18 protein-coding genes, 1 tRNA gene and 1 pseudogene are annotated in these 16,442 nt (G+C 67.3%); 10 read left to right on the top strand and 10 right to left on the bottom strand.

Features of this window, described 5'->3' with window-relative positions:
* Positions 1 to 110 precede the first annotated feature (110 nt).
* A complete protein-coding gene (locus VJ655_RS12465) occupies positions 111 to 842 on the bottom strand; it encodes a GntR family transcriptional regulator (RefSeq protein ID WP_324111503.1) in 732 nt (243 codons plus the stop codon).
* Positions 843 to 1,034: 192 nt separating this feature from the next.
* Positions 1,035 to 1,841: a MetQ/NlpA family ABC transporter substrate-binding protein gene (locus VJ655_RS12460; RefSeq protein WP_324111501.1), complete on the bottom strand. Its 807-nt coding sequence runs from the start codon at positions 1,839 to 1,841 to the stop codon at positions 1,035 to 1,037.
* A 152-nt stretch (positions 1,842 to 1,993) separates the two neighbouring features.
* Between VJ655_RS12460 and VJ655_RS12455 the strand changes: the two genes are divergently transcribed.
* Positions 1,994 to 2,245: a hypothetical protein gene (locus VJ655_RS12455; protein ID WP_324111499.1), complete on the top strand. Its 252-nt coding sequence runs from the start codon at positions 1,994 to 1,996 to the stop codon at positions 2,243 to 2,245.
* 230 nt (positions 2,246 to 2,475) lie between these two features.
* Here VJ655_RS12455 and VJ655_RS12450 read toward each other — a convergent pair whose 3' ends face one another.
* The 6 genes from VJ655_RS12450 to VJ655_RS12425 all read right to left on the bottom strand — a co-directional run bounded on the left by VJ655_RS12450 (position 2,476) and on the right by VJ655_RS12425 (position 8,444).
* The gene (locus VJ655_RS12450; RefSeq protein WP_324111497.1) at positions 2,476 to 2,820 is read right to left on the bottom strand and encodes a hypothetical protein; all 345 of its coding nucleotides are present in this window, start codon (positions 2,818 to 2,820) and stop codon (positions 2,476 to 2,478) included.
* Between the two features lie 9 nt (positions 2,821 to 2,829).
* Positions 2,830 to 3,489 (bottom strand): methionine ABC transporter permease, encoded by a 660-nt coding sequence (locus VJ655_RS12445; protein WP_324111495.1) that lies wholly within the window; start codon positions 3,487 to 3,489, stop codon positions 2,830 to 2,832.
* Positions 3,486 to 4,484 (bottom strand): methionine ABC transporter ATP-binding protein, encoded by a 999-nt coding sequence (locus VJ655_RS12440; protein WP_324111493.1) that lies wholly within the window; start codon positions 4,482 to 4,484, stop codon positions 3,486 to 3,488. The genes VJ655_RS12445 and VJ655_RS12440 overlap by 4 nt, the downstream gene beginning before the upstream one ends.
* Positions 4,485 to 4,578: 94 nt before the next feature.
* Positions 4,579 to 6,669, bottom strand: coding sequence for a hybrid sensor histidine kinase/response regulator (locus VJ655_RS12435; RefSeq protein ID WP_324111491.1), 2,091 nt, complete (start codon positions 6,667 to 6,669; stop codon positions 4,579 to 4,581).
* Positions 6,670 to 6,791: 122 nt separating this feature from the next.
* The gene (locus VJ655_RS12430; RefSeq protein ID WP_324111489.1) at positions 6,792 to 8,078 is read right to left on the bottom strand and encodes an amidohydrolase family protein; all 1,287 of its coding nucleotides are present in this window, start codon (positions 8,076 to 8,078) and stop codon (positions 6,792 to 6,794) included.
* A 66-nt stretch (positions 8,079 to 8,144) separates the two neighbouring features.
* Positions 8,145 to 8,444: a hypothetical protein gene (locus VJ655_RS12425; protein ID WP_324111487.1), complete on the bottom strand. Its 300-nt coding sequence runs from the start codon at positions 8,442 to 8,444 to the stop codon at positions 8,145 to 8,147.
* A gap of 269 nt (positions 8,445 to 8,713) precedes the next feature.
* Between VJ655_RS12425 and VJ655_RS12420 the strand changes: the two genes are divergently transcribed.
* The 3 genes from VJ655_RS12420 to VJ655_RS12410 all read left to right on the top strand — a co-directional run bounded on the left by VJ655_RS12420 (position 8,714) and on the right by VJ655_RS12410 (position 10,057).
* The gene (locus VJ655_RS12420) at positions 8,714 to 9,223 is read left to right on the top strand and encodes a hypothetical protein (protein WP_324111485.1); all 510 of its coding nucleotides are present in this window, start codon (positions 8,714 to 8,716) and stop codon (positions 9,221 to 9,223) included.
* Positions 9,224 to 9,283: 60 nt separating this feature from the next.
* Positions 9,284 to 9,368, top strand: a tRNA-Leu gene (locus VJ655_RS12415).
* Between the two features lie 290 nt (positions 9,369 to 9,658).
* On the top strand, positions 9,659 to 10,057 hold the full coding sequence (locus tag VJ655_RS12410; RefSeq protein ID WP_324111483.1) for a helix-turn-helix domain-containing protein: 399 nt from the start codon (positions 9,659 to 9,661) through the stop codon (positions 10,055 to 10,057).
* Positions 10,058 to 10,078: 21 nt separating this feature from the next.
* Here VJ655_RS12410 and VJ655_RS12405 read toward each other — a convergent pair whose 3' ends face one another.
* Positions 10,079 to 10,849 carry a competence/damage-inducible protein A gene (locus tag VJ655_RS12405; protein WP_324111481.1) on the bottom strand — a complete coding sequence of 257 codons (771 nt, stop codon included), beginning with the start codon at positions 10,847 to 10,849 and terminating at the stop codon, positions 10,079 to 10,081.
* 53 nt (positions 10,850 to 10,902) lie between these two features.
* Between VJ655_RS12405 and VJ655_RS12400 the strand changes: the two genes are divergently transcribed.
* The gene (locus tag VJ655_RS12400; RefSeq protein WP_324111479.1) at positions 10,903 to 11,670 is read left to right on the top strand and encodes a DNA/RNA nuclease SfsA; all 768 of its coding nucleotides are present in this window, start codon (positions 10,903 to 10,905) and stop codon (positions 11,668 to 11,670) included.
* Positions 11,671 to 11,713: 43 nt separating this feature from the next.
* Here VJ655_RS12400 and VJ655_RS12395 read toward each other — a convergent pair whose 3' ends face one another.
* Positions 11,714 to 12,199, bottom strand: coding sequence for a hypothetical protein (locus VJ655_RS12395; protein WP_324111477.1), 486 nt, complete (start codon positions 12,197 to 12,199; stop codon positions 11,714 to 11,716).
* A gap of 82 nt (positions 12,200 to 12,281) precedes the next feature.
* Between VJ655_RS12395 and VJ655_RS12390 the strand changes: the two are divergent.
* From VJ655_RS12390 to VJ655_RS12370, 5 genes and pseudogenes are all read left to right on the top strand, one after another.
* Positions 12,282 to 12,599: pseudogene (locus VJ655_RS12390) on the top strand (DNA/RNA nuclease SfsA); the annotation flags it as partial.
* A gap of 58 nt (positions 12,600 to 12,657) precedes the next feature.
* Positions 12,658 to 13,044 carry a hypothetical protein gene (locus VJ655_RS12385; RefSeq protein WP_324111475.1) on the top strand — a complete coding sequence of 129 codons (387 nt, stop codon included), beginning with the start codon at positions 12,658 to 12,660 and terminating at the stop codon, positions 13,042 to 13,044.
* Between the two features lie 101 nt (positions 13,045 to 13,145).
* Positions 13,146 to 13,976: a type I methionyl aminopeptidase gene (gene map, locus VJ655_RS12380; RefSeq protein WP_324111473.1), complete on the top strand. Its 831-nt coding sequence runs from the start codon at positions 13,146 to 13,148 to the stop codon at positions 13,974 to 13,976.
* Between the two features lie 191 nt (positions 13,977 to 14,167).
* Positions 14,168 to 14,932 carry a RadC family protein gene (gene radC, locus VJ655_RS12375; protein ID WP_324111471.1) on the top strand — a complete coding sequence of 255 codons (765 nt, stop codon included), beginning with the start codon at positions 14,168 to 14,170 and terminating at the stop codon, positions 14,930 to 14,932.
* Between the two features lie 73 nt (positions 14,933 to 15,005).
* Positions 15,006 to 16,253: a dipeptidase gene (locus VJ655_RS12370; RefSeq protein ID WP_324111469.1), complete on the top strand. Its 1,248-nt coding sequence runs from the start codon at positions 15,006 to 15,008 to the stop codon at positions 16,251 to 16,253.
* The last annotated feature ends 189 nt before the right edge of the window (positions 16,254 to 16,442 follow it).

The following is a 16,442-nucleotide window of genomic DNA, read 5'->3' as shown; positions in this document are numbered from 1 at the left end:
CGGGGGAGGTGTCGGCTCGAAGAGACGACGGAGGGGGAAGAAGCAGGGTCAGCAGGACTTCCCCCACCGGCGCTTCGCGCCACCTCCCCCGCTGGGGGGAGGATTTGAGCCTAAGCCGCGCCGACGTGTGGGCGGGTCTGGGCCTCGGGCTGGACGTTGAGGATCCGCAGCATCGCCGCGCGGGAGGCGTCGGCGTCGCCGCCAGCGATTACTCGGGCGACCTGGCGATGCTCCTCGATCTCGTCCAGCAGTTCCTGCTCGGTCGCGCCGTTGAACGAGAACACCCAGAAGCGGGCGGCCTTGTGCTGCAGCGGGATCAGGATGCGGGCCAGGGCGAGGTTGCCCGATCCCCGCGCGACCAGGGCGTGGAAGCGCAGGTCCATCGCCACCAGGGCCGGCAGGTCGCAGGTGCGCGCGGCCTCCTCGCCGTCCGCGAACACATCGTACATCGCCTGGGCGTCGGCCTTGGAGGCGTTGCGGGCGGCCAGGGCCGCGCAGTGCGGTTCGATCAACACCCGGGCCTCGTAGCCCTGGCGCAGTTCGACCAGGTCCAGCGGCGCGACCGTGGTGCCCGAGCGCGCCCGCCGCATGACCAGCCCCTCCAGCGCCAGCCGCCCCAGGGCGTCGCGCACGCCCGCCAGGCCCGCCCCGTAGCGCGCGGCCAGCGACTGCTCGTCCAGCCGCGAGCCGGCGGCCAGATCGCCCAGGATCAGGTCCAGCAGGATGCGCTCGTAGACCTTGGTCTTCTGCAACTCCGGCGACCAGTCCTCCAGGCCCGAGGAATTGGCCACGTCCAGCACCAGGGTCCGGCCGGCGGTCGATTTCAGCGAGGGCGAGGCCATGGGCGCTCCGAGGCTTGCGGGCGCTGATAGGTACGGTGAAATGTCAGGAGTTGCTAGGCGTCAGATCCTCTCCCGCTTGCGGGGGAGGTGGCCCGAAGGGCCGGAGGGGGCTAGCGCGACTAGCTTCCAGTTAGCCCCCTCAGTCGCTCCGCGACAGCTCCCCCGCTTGCGGGGGAGCATCTTCGCCGCCCCTCAGAACGCCGGCACCACCGCGCCGGCGTACTTCTTCTCGATGAACGCCTTCACCTCCGGCGAGGTCAGGGCCGCGGCCAGTTTCTTGACGCGCGGGTCGTCCTTGTTGTCCGGACGGCCGACCAGATAGTTCACATAGGGGCTGGTCTTGTCCTCGATGATCAGGGCGTCCTTGCTCGGGTTCAGCTTGGCGTCCAGAGCGTAGTTGGTGTTGATCACCGCCAGGTCGACCTGGTTCAGCACGCGCGGCAGGGCCGGCGCTTCCAGTTCCTTGAACTTCAGGTTCTTGGGATTGCTGGTGATGTCCTTCAGGCTCGACAGGGCGTTGTTCGGGTCCTTCAGGCCGATGACGCCGTTCTTGGCCAGCAGGATCAGGGCCCGGCCCTCGGTGCTGGCGTCGTTCGGAATGGCGATCGTGGCGCCGTTCGGAGCCTCGGCGATCGACTTCCACTTGGCCGAATAGGTCCCGATCGGCTCGACATGGACGCCCTGGATCGGGATCAGGGTCGTGCCCTTGTCGCGGTTGAAGGTCTCCAGATAGGGCAGCGTCTCGAAGTAGCTGACGTCGATGCGCTTCTCGGCCACCTGGACGTTGGGCTGGACGTAGTCGTTGAAGACCTTGATCTGGATGTTCAGCCCCTCGGCCGCCAGCTTCGGTTTGACGAACTCCAGCACCTCGGCGTGCGGAATGGCGGTGGCGGCCACGGTCAGGGTGTTCGGATCGCTGGGCTTGGGCGCCTTGGGCCCGCAGGCGGCCAGGGCGGCGGCGGCGAGGCCAAGGACGAGAAAGGCGCGGCGGGCGACCATGAACGGCTCCACAAAGGCGATCTGAAGGGTAGGCTTTTGCCCGTTCCGAGCCCGTGGAGGAAATCAGATTTCCTGAGAGGCCGTCGAGCCCCTGCCGCTTTGACCGCGCAAGGTCGCTTGACGCCACCTGCGAACAGGCCGCTTGGATGGGGATGGCCAAGGAAACCGTCCACATCGTGCAAGCCTATGTCGCAGGACGCGGCAAGGGCCTGAAAGCCGAGCAGCAGATCGGCTGCAAGACGGCCGAGGAGGCGCGCCGCAAGGCCGAGCGCCTGGCGCCGCTACGGGAGGGCGTCGTGGCCTTCTCGGCCAGCGCCGACGTCGAGCTGGGCGACTACGACGAGAACCCCGACATCCTGTTCAAGGCCGGTCGCCTGCCATTCCCGTTCGATCAGGCGGGATAGGACCCCGAACGGGCTAGGACGGATCGACCTTCAAGGCAGCGTTGAAGTCAATAACTCGCCTTCCTGGGCCCTGTGCCCAGGACCCATGCCGGCGGCAGGCTGTGATTTAGAAGCGAGCCAGGGCTGAACAGCCCAGAACACCGATCGAACTCGGCGACCTCGGAACGATGGGTCCTGGGCACAGGGCCCAGGAAGGCAGCAATTGTGCACGGCCTTGAATGTCGCTCCGCCTAATCCTCGTCCTCGACGTCGTTGGCTGGCTCTGGCGCGCCGTGAATGATCCAGCTGGCGATGAAGTCGGGCTTGTCCCCGGCCAGGCTGGTCACGCCCGGTTCGGCCGCCTGGATGGCCGAGGTCTGGGGCGGCAGGGTGTAGGTGTCGCCGTCGTGCTCGCCCAGCAAGTCCAGGACGATCCCCTCGTCCTCGTCGGCGTCGATGACCACGCCGAAGAACTGCTGGCGCTCGGCCACCTCGCCGTCGTCGTCGAGGAACGTCAGGTTCATCAGCAACGTCTTGCCGATCAGCGTTTCGGCGAAGGCGGGGTCCCAATGCGGGGCAGTATGTTCGTCGGTCATTTCCCGCTCCTACCTGTGCGACACGCGGCGCACCACCGCGTCGCCGATCATCTGTAGCGCCTGGACCAGCACCAGCATCAGCACGACCGTCACGACCATCACGTCGGTCTGGAAGCGCTGATAGCCGAACCGCACCGCCAGGTCGCCCAGGCCGCCCGCGCCGACGACGCCCGCCATCGCGGTGTAGGACAGCAAGGTGACCGCGGTCACCGTCGCGGCGGCGATCAGGCCCGGCAGGGCCTCCGGCAGCAGCGCGCCCAGCACCACCTGCCGACGCTTGGCGCCCATGGCGAAACTCGCCTCGACCACGCCCTTGTCGACCTCGCGCAGGGCGGTCTCGACCAGGCGCGCGAAGAAGGGGGCCGCGCCGCCGACCAGGGGCGGAATGGCGCCGGCCACGCCCAGCGAGGTGCCGACCAGGGCCACGGTCAGCGGGATCATCACGATCAGCAGGATCACGAACGGCACCGAGCGCAGGATGTTGACCAGCAGCGACAGCACGCCGTTGGCCAGGCGGTTCTCCAGCATCTGGCCCTTGCCGGTCAGGAACAGGATCACGCCCAGCGGCAGGCCCAGCACGACAGTCAGCACCATCGAGCCGCCCAGCATGGCCAGGGTGTCCAGGGTGGCCTGGCCGATCTCGTTCCAGTCGATGTTCGAGGCGCTCATCGGGCGGTCTCCCCGTTCAGTTCGTCGACGCGGACGCCGGCCTCCTGGAACCTGGCGATCGCCGCCCCCACGTCGCCGCCGGTCAGGGCCAGGGTCAGCTGGCCGTAGGGCGTCTCGCGCAGGCGATGGATGCGCCCGCCCAGGATGGAATAGTCGACGCCCGTGGCGCGGGCCACCTCGCCCAGCACCGGCTTGTAGGTCGCCTCGCCCTTGAAGGTCAGGCGCACGACGCGGCCGCCCACGCCAGGCGCGGCCGAGACCTCGCCGTCCGCCTCCCGCACGAAGCGGCGGGCCGTGTCGCTGGCCGGATGCAGGAAGACGTCCTCCACGGCCCCCTCCTCGACCACGCGGCCGGCGTCCAGCACGGCGACGCGATCGCAGACGCGGCGGACCACGTCCATCTCGTGGGTGATCAGCACGATGGTCAGGCCCAGTTCGCGGTTCAGACCCGAGATCAGGTCGAGGATCTGCTCGGTCGTCTCCGGATCCAGCGCGCTGGTGGCCTCGTCGCACAGCAGGACCTTGGGGCCGGTCGCCAGGGCGCGGGCGACGCCGACGCGCTGCTTCTGGCCGCCCGACAGCTGGGCCGGATACTTGTCGGCGTGGGCCGAAAGGCCGACGCGCTCCAGGAGCTCGGCCGTGCGCGCCTTGACCTCGGCGGCGGGACGCCCGGCCAGCTTCAGCGGGAAGGCGATGTTCTGGGCGACCGTCCTGCCCGACAGCAGGTTGAAGTGCTGGAAGATCATCCCGACCCGGCGACGCAGGGCCCGCAGGCCCTCGACGCCCAAGGCCGCCACATCGTCGCCGTCGACGATCACGCGGCCGCCGGTCGGGGTCTCCAGGCCGTTGATCAGCCGGATCAGGGTCGACTTGCCCGCGCCCGAGGCGCCGATCACGCCGAACACCTCGCCGGCCTTCACCGACAGCGAGACCCCCGCGAGGGCGGCGTGGCCGCCTGGGCCATAGGTTTTGGAGACGTCCTGAAAGGTGATCACGCAGCCAAGTCCGAGCAGGGTTTCAGGCGGTCCAAGACCGCGAGCCGCCCGATTTAGGCGTTCAGCCGGCAAAGGTGAAGGGAAACCGCCGTCGTCAGCCCGCGCGGCGGGTGTCGGGGGCCATCACCTGGCCAATGCCGTCAAGCAGGGCCGCGACGGTGATCGGCTTGGCCACATGCAGGTCCGCCCCGGCCAGGAGCGCGTCCTGGCGATGGCCGGCCATGGCGTTGGCGCTGAGCATGATGATCGGCGTCCGGTGGCCCGGGGCCTCCTGGCCACGGATGGCCCGGGTCGCCGCCAGCCCGTCCATGACCGGCATCTGCATGTCCATCAGCACCACGTCATAGGCCTGCGCCGCCAGGGCCTCGACCGCCTGGGCCCCGTTCTCGACCACCGTCACGGTGGCGCCGCAAGGCTCGAGGATCAGTTGCACCACCCGCTGATTGATCGGGTGATCCTCCGCCAGCAGCACCCGCAGTCCGTCGGCCTGGCCGCACTGGAGGACCGGGCAGCCGTCGAGCGCCTCCGCCGCCTCGGTCCGGTCCAGCGGCAGGACGACCCGGAACAGGCTGCCGGCGCCCGGCCTGGACCTGGCCGTGATCTCGCCCCCCATCATCTCGACCAAGGCCCTGCTGATCGACAGGCCCAGGCCCGACCCGCCGAACCGGCGCGTGATCGTGCTGTCGGCCTGGCTGAAGCGCTGGAAGATCATCTCGGCCTTGGCCGCGTCGAAGCCGACGCCGGTGTCCTCGACCTCGACGCACAGGCGCGAGGTCTGGTCGGGGCCAGGGTCATCGACATCGATGCGAACGGCGACCTCGCCCCGGTCGGTGAACTTCACGGCGTTGGACAGCAGGTTGTTCAGCACCTGGCCGATCCGGACGCTATCGCCCAGGAAGACGCCCTCGGCGCTCGCGCTCCGCTCGACGCGGATATCCACGCCCTTCTCCTCCGCCCGCAACCGCGTGACGTCCAGCAAGCCGTCCAGGACCGCGCCGAGGTCGAAGGCCTGGGCCTGGATGGTCATCTGGCCCGCCTCGATCTTCGAGACGTCGAGAATGTCGGAGACGAGCCTCTCCAGGGTCTCGCCAGACCGTCGGATCAGGGCGACCATCTCGGTCTGCTGCTGCGTCAGAGAGGTTTCGCCCAGGGCCGCGGCGATGCCGATGACGCCGTTCAGCGGCGTGCGGATCTCGTGGCTCATATTGGCCAGGAAGTCGCTCTTGGCCTTGTTGGCGGCCTCCGCGGCGTGGCGGGCCTCGGCCATTTCCGCCTCGATCCGCAGGCGTTCGGTGACGTCCCGCGCCACCCCGAACACCAGGTCGCCGCACCGCCGCGCCCGCCACTCCAGCGGGCAATAGGATCCGTCGGCGCGGCGATAGCGATTGACGAAGCCGTTGACGTCGCCCTCGCTGTTGGCCCGATCCATGTTGACTTGCGTGGCCTCCACGTCGTCGGGATGCAGCAGGGACATCAGGCGCGCGCCCTCCAGCATCTCGACCGGATAGCCCAGGACCGTCTCCCAGGCCTGGTTCACCTTGACGAACCGCCCCTCCATGTCGCGGATGCAGAGCATGTCGGCCGACACGTCGAAGAAGCTCGAGAGATTCTGCGCCGTCTCCAGCGCCTGTTGGGCCGAGAGCCGGGCGCGAACCTCGCTGGCCGCCAGCTCCTCCTGGCCCCGCCGCCGATCGATGGCGATCGCCGCCAGCTCCGCGGCGGCCTCGATGAAGGCGATGTCCTCCTCGTCCGGCGCGCTGACCTCGTGATGATAGATGGCGAACGTCCCGACCACCGAGCCGTCGGCCGCCATGATGGGCTGCGACCAGCAGGAGGCCAGGCCCGCCTCGGCGGCCAGATCCCGGTAGTCCGTCCACAGCGGATCGGACTGGATGTCCTCGACCATGACCCGACGGCCAAGATAGGCGGCGGTCCCGCACGATCCGACCGAGGGGCCGATCTCGACGCCCTCTATGGCCTGGTTATAGGCGTCCGGCAGGCTGGGCGCCGCGCCCATCGTCAGACGGCGGCGATCGGCGTCGAGCAGCAGGATGCTGCAGACGATCTCCGGGTCCTCGGCCTCGACCGCCTGGACGATGGCCTTCAGCGCCATCGCCAGGGACTTGCCGCCGGCGATCAAATTCATCGTTCGCCGAAAGGCGCGGTGAGCGGACGTTCGGCTCATGATGGCGTCTCCATAAAGACAACCTTGCCATCCGACCTACATACAAGCGGTCAACGCCCGTCAACTCACCCGCCGGGTATCGCGACATATTGAAGCGGCGCCCCCTGGCTCAGAGCTTGGGCTCAGGGCTGCTTCACCGGCGCGCCGCCCTTCATCACGAACACCGGCTTTTCCAGCACCGTCACGTCGGCCAACGGATCGCCGGCCACGGCGATGATGTCACCAAAGCGCCCGACGGCCACCTGGCCGACGTCCTTGCCCTGGCCCAGGGCCTCGGCCGCCGTGATCGTCGCGGCCTGGATCGCCTGCAGGGGCGTGGCGCCATAGCGGACCATGATCGCGAACTGCTTGGCGTTGTCGCCATGCGGATAGACCCCGGCGTCTGTGGCGTAGATCATCTTCACCCCGGCCTTCAGCGCCTTCTTGAAGTTCTGGCGCTGGATCTCGCCGATGTCGCGATCCTTGCGCAGGTTGTCTTCCAGCACGCCGTTCTTCTTGCCCTCGGCCTGGGTGTAGTCGGTGTTGTAGATGTCCATCGCGAAATAGGTCCCGTGCTGGACCGCCAGCTTGATGCCCTCGTCGTCGACCAGGCTGGCGTGCTCGATGGTGTCGATGCCGGCCTTGATCGCCTCGCGGATGCCGGCCGCGCCGTGGGCGTGGGCGGCGACCTTCAGGCCCGCCATGTGGGCCTCGTCGGCCACCGCGTGCATCTCGTCATAGGTCAGTTGCTGCTGGCCCGGCTCGTCGCCGCGCGAGAACACTCCGCCGGTGGCGCAGATCTTGATCACCTGGGCGCCGTACTTCTTGAGGGTGCGGACCGCCTTCCGCGCCTCGTCGGGGCTGTCGATGTTGTAGGGCCCCTTCTCGTCCATCGAAGGCGGGAAGAAGGTCGAGTCGCAGTGACCGCCGGTCGCCCCGATCGCCCAGGTGGCCGTGACGATGCGCGGCCCCTGCACATAGCCGGCGTCGATCGCCTCGCGCAGGCCCACATCGTCGAAATCGGCCGAGCCGACGTTGCGGATGGTGGTGAAGCCCGCGTCCAGCGTCTTCCTGGCGTTGGCGACCTGCACCACGCTCCAGAAACGATCGCTGTATTCCAGACTGTTATAGCCACCGATCTCGGCCAGGGCGTCGATGTGGGTGTGCATGTCGATCAGGCCCGGCAGCAGGGTCGCGCCCGGCAGGTCGATCGTCTTGGCGCCCGCCGGAACCGCGTCACCCTTCTTGCCGACGGCGGTGATCCGACCGTCGGTGACGATCACCAGCGGGTTCTCGACGTACTTGCCGGTGGCGACGTCCAGCAGCCGGGCGGCGCTGACGGCCGAAACCTCCGCCGCGCTCGCGCCAGCCCCCCAGAGCCCCGCCAGAACACCCACCGCCGTCGCCGCGGTCCTGATCCCCTTACGCATGCTGTCCGTCCCCGTCCGATCCAAAAAGGACGGGGACGCTAGCATGCCAAGCTCTGGCGTCGAGCCTCAGTTGGGGATCGTCGGCGTCGGAGCCTGCATCGACTCCTGGGCGTGCTGGGCCACGCCGCGCTGGTTCTTGCGCTGCTCGGCCGTGGTGCAGACCTTGACCGGGAAGTGGCTGCCGGTCGGAGTCTCCTTGTGGCAGATCACGCCGTCCTTCTTCGCATTGGTCGAGGTCGCGACGGCGGCGGGCGCGCTGGCGCCGGCTTGGGCGGCCTGCCCCGCCGGTTGCTCCGACGCCGCCTGAGCGAAAACGGACGTCGCCACGGCCAGGGACAGCCCGGCGACGGACACGAAAAGACGCATAACACCCTCTGGTTAAGCTTAAAGGCCGGATAGGGCGAGGCGCCGCGTGAGGCGTCAAGTTACGACGCCTTCATCTGCGACAAAACCGGACATTGAGTCGCCGAAAGTCCAGCGAGGCCGGCGCACCGCGCCAAAACGGCGAAGCTTATCCAGATATAAGCACGACCTATAGCGGAACCAATCAAGCACTTCTTCGCTAACTTTCCAGATTTCCCCGCGTACCTTCACTGTAATTATCGCCCATACGCGAAAAATCTGGAGACTTAGCCATGACGAATAGCAAAGCTATTCTTGCGTCGATGGTTGCCGGCGCGCTTACGCTTGGGAGTTCGCACGCCGCCCTCGCACGGGTCGACGCCAGCGCTCAAGCCGACAAGGCCATGTTCGAGATGGCGCGTGGCAACAACTGGATCGCCACCAATCTGCAAAAGCGCGCGACCGCGGCCGAGCCGACGATCGAAAACCGCTTCAACCTGGCCACCGCCTATCAGCGCACAGGCCGCCTGAACACCGCAAAGACCTACTACCAGGCGCTGGCGAGCGAAGGCGAAGGCGTGCGGATGGAGCAAGGCTGGCGCGCCGACAATTTCGACGTCGCCTTGGAGTCGGCCGATCGCCTGCTCTACATCGACTGGGTGCAGAACCAAGCCGCGCGCGGCTCGGGCGCGGTGGCGGCCGATGTCGCCGGATCGAATGTCTCGGCCACGGTCGGCGGCGCCGGCGAATATGAGGTCACCGACGAGCAGGCCCGCGCCCTGGACCGCCAGGCCAAGCGCTGATCCGATCCCCCGCCCCCGTCTCGACCCCGGGCCGCCGATGGCTTATGGGGTCGGGATGACGGGGACGTGGCGGAATCGGTAGACGCGCCGGACTTAAAATCCGTTGGAGCAATCCGTGTGGGTTCGAGTCCCACCGTCCCTACCAGACCAGCCTCCCCGCCGGACGACTACCAACGGCAGAGTTGACTCACCCACTTCTCGCCCCGAGGGAATCGACACGCGGAGCGGGAATATGGATTTCTCGACGCATCGACTCCGTTCAGAATTCGCGCCGGTTTTCATGAGAGCGTTCCCGTGTCCATGCGCCGCGAGGCTGGGTTAGCCCGGCCACGAGGCCTTGGCTCGCGACCGCTTTCGGCGCGGCGCCGGACCTGATCGGTCCCGTCGTCGGGCATGACCTTCGCCCGCTCCCTGTTGCGTTCGAGTGCTTGACCCATGGCTGAAGACAAGACCCCCGATCCCGTCGACCTGCATGTCGGACGGCGCCTGCGAATGCGCCGCCGGGATCTCGGCTATTCGCAGCAGTCGCTGGCCGACGCGCTGGGCCTGACGTTCCAGCAGGTCCAGAAGTACGAGGGCGGGGCCAATCGCATCAGCGCCAGCAAGCTGCATGCGACGGCCATGTTCCTGAAGACGCCGATCGGTTTCTTCTTCGAGGGCCTGGAAGACCCGGCGGGCGCCGACAGCACCGCCGCCGATCTCGCCAACGAAATGGCCGCCTTCTGGTCCGCGCCGGGCGGCCCCGAACTGGCCCGCGCCTATATCGGCATCGACTCCTCGGGCATGCGCAAGCACCTCGTCGACCTGGCCAAGGCCATCGCCGAGGGCGAATAGGCCCCGATCAGGCGCGCCTATTCACGCCGGATCGGCCAGCAGCTCGATATTGCTCGCCCCCGCCTCGGCCAGGGCCGCCATCAGCTCGCCGACGGCCGCGTCCAGCTCCGACGGATCCCGGCTCCGCAGCACCAGATTGGCGCCATAGAGGTCCGGCGGGCTGAAGAACGGATAGCTGCCCAGGGACATGTCCGGATGGGCCTTGGCCACCGCTTCCAGCGGCGCGGCGATCGTTCCCTCGCCCGTGCCGGTGACGCGGACGGTCTTCGACAGCACCACCGCCCCGGTCCGCAGGCGGGGTCCGACGTCCTCCAGCATGCCTCGCATGATCGCCGGCACGCCGGCCAGGACGAAGACATTGTCCTTCTGGAAGCCGGGCGGCCCCTGGACGGGGTTCTTCACCAGGCTGCCGCCCTCGGGCACGTGCGCCATCCGGCGGCGGGCCGCGTTCGGCTCGCCCCAGCGCTCGCGCAGCATGGCCATGATTTCGGGATGCTCGGGCGCGGTGACCCCAAAGGCCTTGGCGATCGAGTCGGCGGTGATGTCGTCGTGGGTCGGACCTATGCCGCCGGTGGTGATCACGTAGTCGTAGCGCGTGCGCAGGGCGTTCACCGCGTCAATGATCTCCTGCTCGATGTCGGGCACCACCCGCGCCTCGCACAGGTCGACGCCGTAGGTCGCCAGATAGCGGGCGATGGCCGACAGGTTCACGTCCTGGGTGCGCCCCGAGAGGATCTCGTCCCCGATGATCATCACCGCCGCCGTCACGCGCTCGCTTTTGGTGGCCGTCATCGTCTGGATCCCCTACATCGCCGGTCGTTCTCTAGGATCGACTTAGGCCGCGCATGCTGCTCCCGCAACCGCTCGTTCATGGCCGGCTGGTCAGTCGCTACAAGCGCTTCTTCGCCGACCTCGTGCTGGACGACGGGCGGGAAATCACCGCCCACTGCCCCAATCCCGGCGCCATGCTGGGCGTGCGCGAGCCGGGACAGGGCGCCTGGGTGTCGTGGTCGGACGATCCCAAGCGCAAGCTGGCCTGGACCCTGCAACTGGTCGAGCAGGACGCCGCCCCCAAAGAAAGTGTGTTGGTCGGGATCAACACCCTGCTGCCCAACCGCCTGGTCGCCGAGGCCCTGGCGACCGGGGCCATCCCAGAACTTTCGGGCTACACGACGATCCGCCCGGAGGTGAAGTACGCGCAGGCCAGCCGCGTCGACTTCCTGCTGACCCACGAGGACCGCCCGCCCTGCTGGCTCGAGGTCAACGATTGTCCACCTAATTACAACGTGCCCGAACGTCTTTGGCTCGAAGTGAAAAACTGTCACTTCTCAAGGACTAAGGGCTTGGCCGAGTTTCCGGACTGCAAGGCCGAGCGGTCAACGCGTCACCTCGGCGATCTCGCGGCGCAGGTCGCGCAAGGAGATCGGGCGGCGGTGCTGTTTGTCGTCCAACGCGAGGACTGTGATGAGTTCAGCGCGTGTGCGGACTTGGACCCGGCCTTTGCGAAGGCTCTCGATCAAGCAGCGGACGCCGGGGTCGAGGTGTTGGTCTATGCCTGCGAAATGCGGACCGATGCGATCAGGCTTAGCCGAAAAATTAGCTGGCAAAGGTGACCCCGCCAATTCTGAAGCGGAAAGGTCATTTTGACCACGCTCCTCAGCACTGAACGGGTCGGCGGAAGTGATCAGTCAGTTGGCTTTGGGTCAGCAGGATCGCCAGCGCAACACCCGAGAAAGCAGTTAATGCGATCCATTGGTGATCATCGGGCGAAAAGAAAATTACGATCAAGAACTCGACCATTAGGATCAAGCGCAGTGGGACAAGATAGCCGCTGCCCCATTTCGCGCCTGTAAGCCCCCAATCTGGATCGCTAAACTTCAAAAGCTTCAAGCGAAATGGCTGGCCGCCTTGCATCGTCGAGTTCGCCTGCCCCATCGCATAGTGGAAGGCATGCGAAAACAAGAGCCTCAAGAAGACCAACGCCGCTACGCTTCCTGAAGAGATCGCCACTTTCCACAACAGATGCTCGGAGACAGCAAAGAAGAGCGCGAAAGGAATGATGATCGCGTCCGCCGTGGCTGTTGCCAATGCGACGATGGTGACAATCGGCTCAAGCCCATAGATGCGCTTAGCTGTACTCATCGGACCAACTTAGCTGCAGATTGCATCATTCGCCACCGGTGCACGGAACTCCCGCGAAACGCTCGGTCGCAAAGTCTCGTTCAAGAACTGCCACCTTTCCCGCACGCCGGGCCTGGCCGAATTCCCCGATTGCAAGGCCGAGCGCTCGACCCGGCACCTTGGCGACCTCGCCGCCCAGGTCCGCGAGGGCCATCGCGCCGTGGTGCTGTTCGTCGTCCAGCGCGAGGACTGCGAGACCTTCCAGGCCTGCGCCGACCTGGACCCGAAGTTCGCCGCCGGTCTCGACGCGGCGGCTCAGGCTGGTGTGGAGGTGCTGGTCTATGCGTGCGGGGTCAGCACCGAGGCGGTGCGGATCGCGCGGCGCATCCTGTGGACCAACGCTCACCTAACAGCGATTTAAGCTGCAATCGCCACGGCATCGGTTACCCCTTTCGCGGCTCGCGTATCGAGGGGATCGCATGAAGAGGACCGTCCTGGCTTTCGCCCTCGTGGCGCTGGTCTTGTCAGGCTGCGGCCGCGCCGATCCGGGCAAGCCGGAGAACGGCATGATGACCGGCCTGCGGGCGATCTTCGCGTTCAAGGCCTGCACGTCGAAGCTGGAGGACCGCTTCGGCCTGAAGGACGTCGAGGGGGTCGCCTCCGACGATATGGATCCCCAGCCCACCGGCCGCCCGGGCGAGTGGGACGTCCGGTTCACCGCCGACGTCACCGAGAAGGGCTCGGGCCGGGTGACCCGCTACAAGGGTGTCTGCCACGTGCGCCGCGACAAGCCGACCACGCTGGACGCGTCCTTCGTCAAGGAGATCCGGGCGGGCGCGGGGGTGGTGCGACGCATCGCGCCATGACTCTTGCCCCGCCGGGGTTGAAATCTGTGCTAGGATCGCGAGATACGCCTTTCCCACGACCAGATCGCCGCCCCCTCGCGGCGGCGACCGCCGAGTAGAGCATGACCTTGGACAACACCCTCGAGATCGAAGCCGAAACCCGCACGGGCCAGATCAAGATCCACAAGACCGAGGACTTCGAGGGCATGCGCAAGGCCGGCAAGCTGGCCGCCGAGTGCCTGGACATGCTGGTCCCGCACGTCCAGCCGGGCGTCTCGTCCGACGAGCTGGACCGCCTGGCCCGGGAGTTCATCCTGGACAACGGCGCCCTGCCGGCCTGCCTCTATTACCGGGGTTATCCCAAGACCGTCTGCATCTCGCGCAACCACGTGGTCTGCCATGGCATCCCGGGCGACTGGGCGCTGCGCGAGGGCGACATCGCCAATATCGACGTCACCGTCATCGTCGACGGCTGGCACGGCGACACCTCGCGCATGTACGGCGTGGGCGAGGTCGGCCCGCGCGCCCGCCGCCTGGTCGAGATCACCTACGAGGGCATGAAGCGCGGCCTGGAGGCCGTGAAGCCCGGCGCGACCCTGGGCGACATCGGCTATGCCATCCAGTCGTATGTCGAGGCCCAGCGCTGCGGCGTGGTGCGCGACTTCTGCGGCCACGGTCTGGGCAAGGTGTTCCACGACGCCCCGAACATCCTGCACTTCGGCCGCCCCGGCCAGGGCGCGGTGCTCAAGCCCGGCATGTTCTTCACCGTCGAGCCGATGGTGAACCTGGGCAAGCCGGCGGTGAAGGTGCTGCAGGACGGCTGGACCGCCGTGACCCGCGACAAGTCGCTGTCGGCCCAGTGCGAGCACTCGATCGGCGTGACGGAAGACGGCTACGAGGTCTTCACCGCCTCGCCGGCCGGGCTGTTCCAGCCGGCGATCCTGGGCGGGTGAATCCAGCAACGGCAATCCTCCCCCTAGCGGGGGAGGTGTCGGCTCGAAGAAACGACGGAGGGGGAAGAGACAAGGCGTCAAGCACCTCCCCCTCCGGTCCTTCGGACCACCTCCCCCGCTAGGGGGAGGATTTTCATATAGACAACCCTGGCGCGATAATCCCTACTGCCCCTCTCAGAGTCGAGGGCGGCATGGTCAGCGTTTCATCCCTGGTCGTATCGGACGCCATAGCGGACGAGGCGCCGGTCGCGCTCGCTTCCGCCAAGCCCTCCCGCAAGTCCGCCCACGCCCACCACCTCGGCCACCGCGAGCGGCTGCGCCAGAGGGCCAAGGTTGGCGGGCTCGTCGCCCTGCCCGACTACGAGCTGCTGGAGCTCTATCTCTTCCGCACCTTCCCACGCGGCGACATCAAGCCGCTGGCCAAGGCGCTGCTGGCCCGCTTCGGCTCGTTCGGTGGCGTTCTGGGCGCGACGATCGAGGAACTGGCCACCGTGCGCGGCGTCGGCGAAGCCGCGGCCATGGACATCAAGCTGCTGCACGAGGCGACCTTGCGGGCCGGACGCGACAAGATCGCCAAGCGGCCGGTCATCTCGTCCTGGAGCGCCCTGCTCGGCTATGTCCGCGTCGCCCTGGCCAACGAGTCGCGCGAGCAATTTCGGGTGCTCTTTCTCGACAAGAAGAACCAGCTGATCGCCGACGAAGTGATGAACCGCGGCACCGTCGACCACGCCCCGGTCTATCCGCGCGAGGTGATGCGCCGGGCGCTGGAGCTGTCCAGCAGCAACATCATCGTCGTGCACAATCACCCGTCCGGCGATCCGACGCCCTCGCGCCCCGACATCGACATGACCAAGCAGATCGTCGAGGCCGGAAAAGCCCTGAAGATCGCCGTGCATGATCACTTGGTGGTCGGTCGAGAGGGCGTGGCCAGCTTCAAGGCGCTGGGATTGATATGAACACGGAAGATGGGTTGACGGGCTGAAGTCCAGCCCCGAGCTTTGCCGCGCTCAATTGCTCCGGAGTGCTCCCATGCGTCGCCTGCTTACCGTCCTCCTCGGCTCAGCCGCCCTGCTAGGCGGCATGGCTCACGCCGCCGACAAGAAGCCCGTGGACAAGCCGGGCGATGTCCCCAAGGCGATCAAGACGCTGCACGACGGTTTCCTGATCCTCGACACCCACCTCGACACGCCCGAGCACTTCTCGCGCCCCGGCTGGTCGATGCTGGACCGCCACGCGGTCACCGAGGACGGCAGCCAGGTTGATTTGCCCCGCATGAAGGCCGGCGGCCTGGATGGCGGGTTCTTCGTGATCTACACGGGCCAGGGCGACCTGACCGCCGAGGGCTATCGCGGCGCCCGCGACTTCGCCCTGAACCGCGCGACCGAGATCCGCGAGATGGTCGCCGCCCATCCCGACCAGTTCGAGCTGGCCTACACGGCCGAGGACGCCGCGCGGATCAACAAGGCTGGCAAGGTCTTCGTCTTCCAGAGCATCGAGAACTCCTGGCCGATGGGCGAGGACCTGACGCTGATGGAGACCTTCTACAAGACCGGCGTGCGCATGGCCGGCCCGGTCCACTTCCGCAACAACCAGTTCGCCGACAGCTCGACCGACCCGAAGGGCAAGATCTGGAACGGCTTCTCGCCGCTGGGCCTGCGCTGGATCGCCGAGGCCAACCGCCTGGGCATCCTGGTCGACGTCAGCCACGCCAGCGACGATGTGGTCGATCAGGCCGTGGCCCTGTCCAAGGCCCCGATCATCGCCTCGCACTCGGGCGCCAAGGCGGTGTTCGACCACCCGCGTAACCTCGACGACGCCCACATCAAGAAGATCGCCGAGAGCGGCGGGGCGGTCTGCATCAACTCGGTCTATCTGATCGCCAACGCGCCCCCCAGCGCCGAGCGCAAGGCGGCGCTGGACGCCATTCCGCGCCCGCCGCGCGACGACGCCACCCAGGCGGACGTCAAGGCGTGGATGGCCAAGCGCGTGGCGGTCGATAAGCAGTATCCGCCGGTCCGCGCCAACTTCGACATCTTCATGGCCAGCATGCTGCACACCTTGAAGATCGCCGGTCCCAAGGGCGTCTGCGTCGGCGCCGACTGGGACGGCGGCGGCGGCGTCGAGGGCCTGGAGGACGTCGCCGACCTGCCCAAGATCACCGCCCGCCTGAAGGCCGAGGGCTACAACGACGCCGACATCCAGTCGATCTGGAGCGGCAACGTCCTGCGCCTGGTGGCCGGGGCGCAGGCCTATGCCAAGAGCGCGGCGGGGAAATAGTGTTTTCCAATCCTCCCCCTAGCGGGGGAGGTGTCGGCTCGAAGAGACGACGGAGGGGGAAGAGGCCAGGCCAGGACAACTTTCCCTTCCGGTCGCTTCGCGACCACCTCCTCCGCTAGGGGGAGGATTTCGGCGCCGACCGCCAAGCCTCCCACACCCGCCATCCCAGCAGCACCGCCAGGATTGCGC

The organism is Caulobacter sp., from assembly GCF_035254145.1.
Classification (GTDB): Bacteria; Pseudomonadota; Alphaproteobacteria; order Caulobacterales; family Caulobacteraceae; genus Caulobacter.
This window is presented reverse-complemented; position numbering and strand designations above follow the sequence as displayed.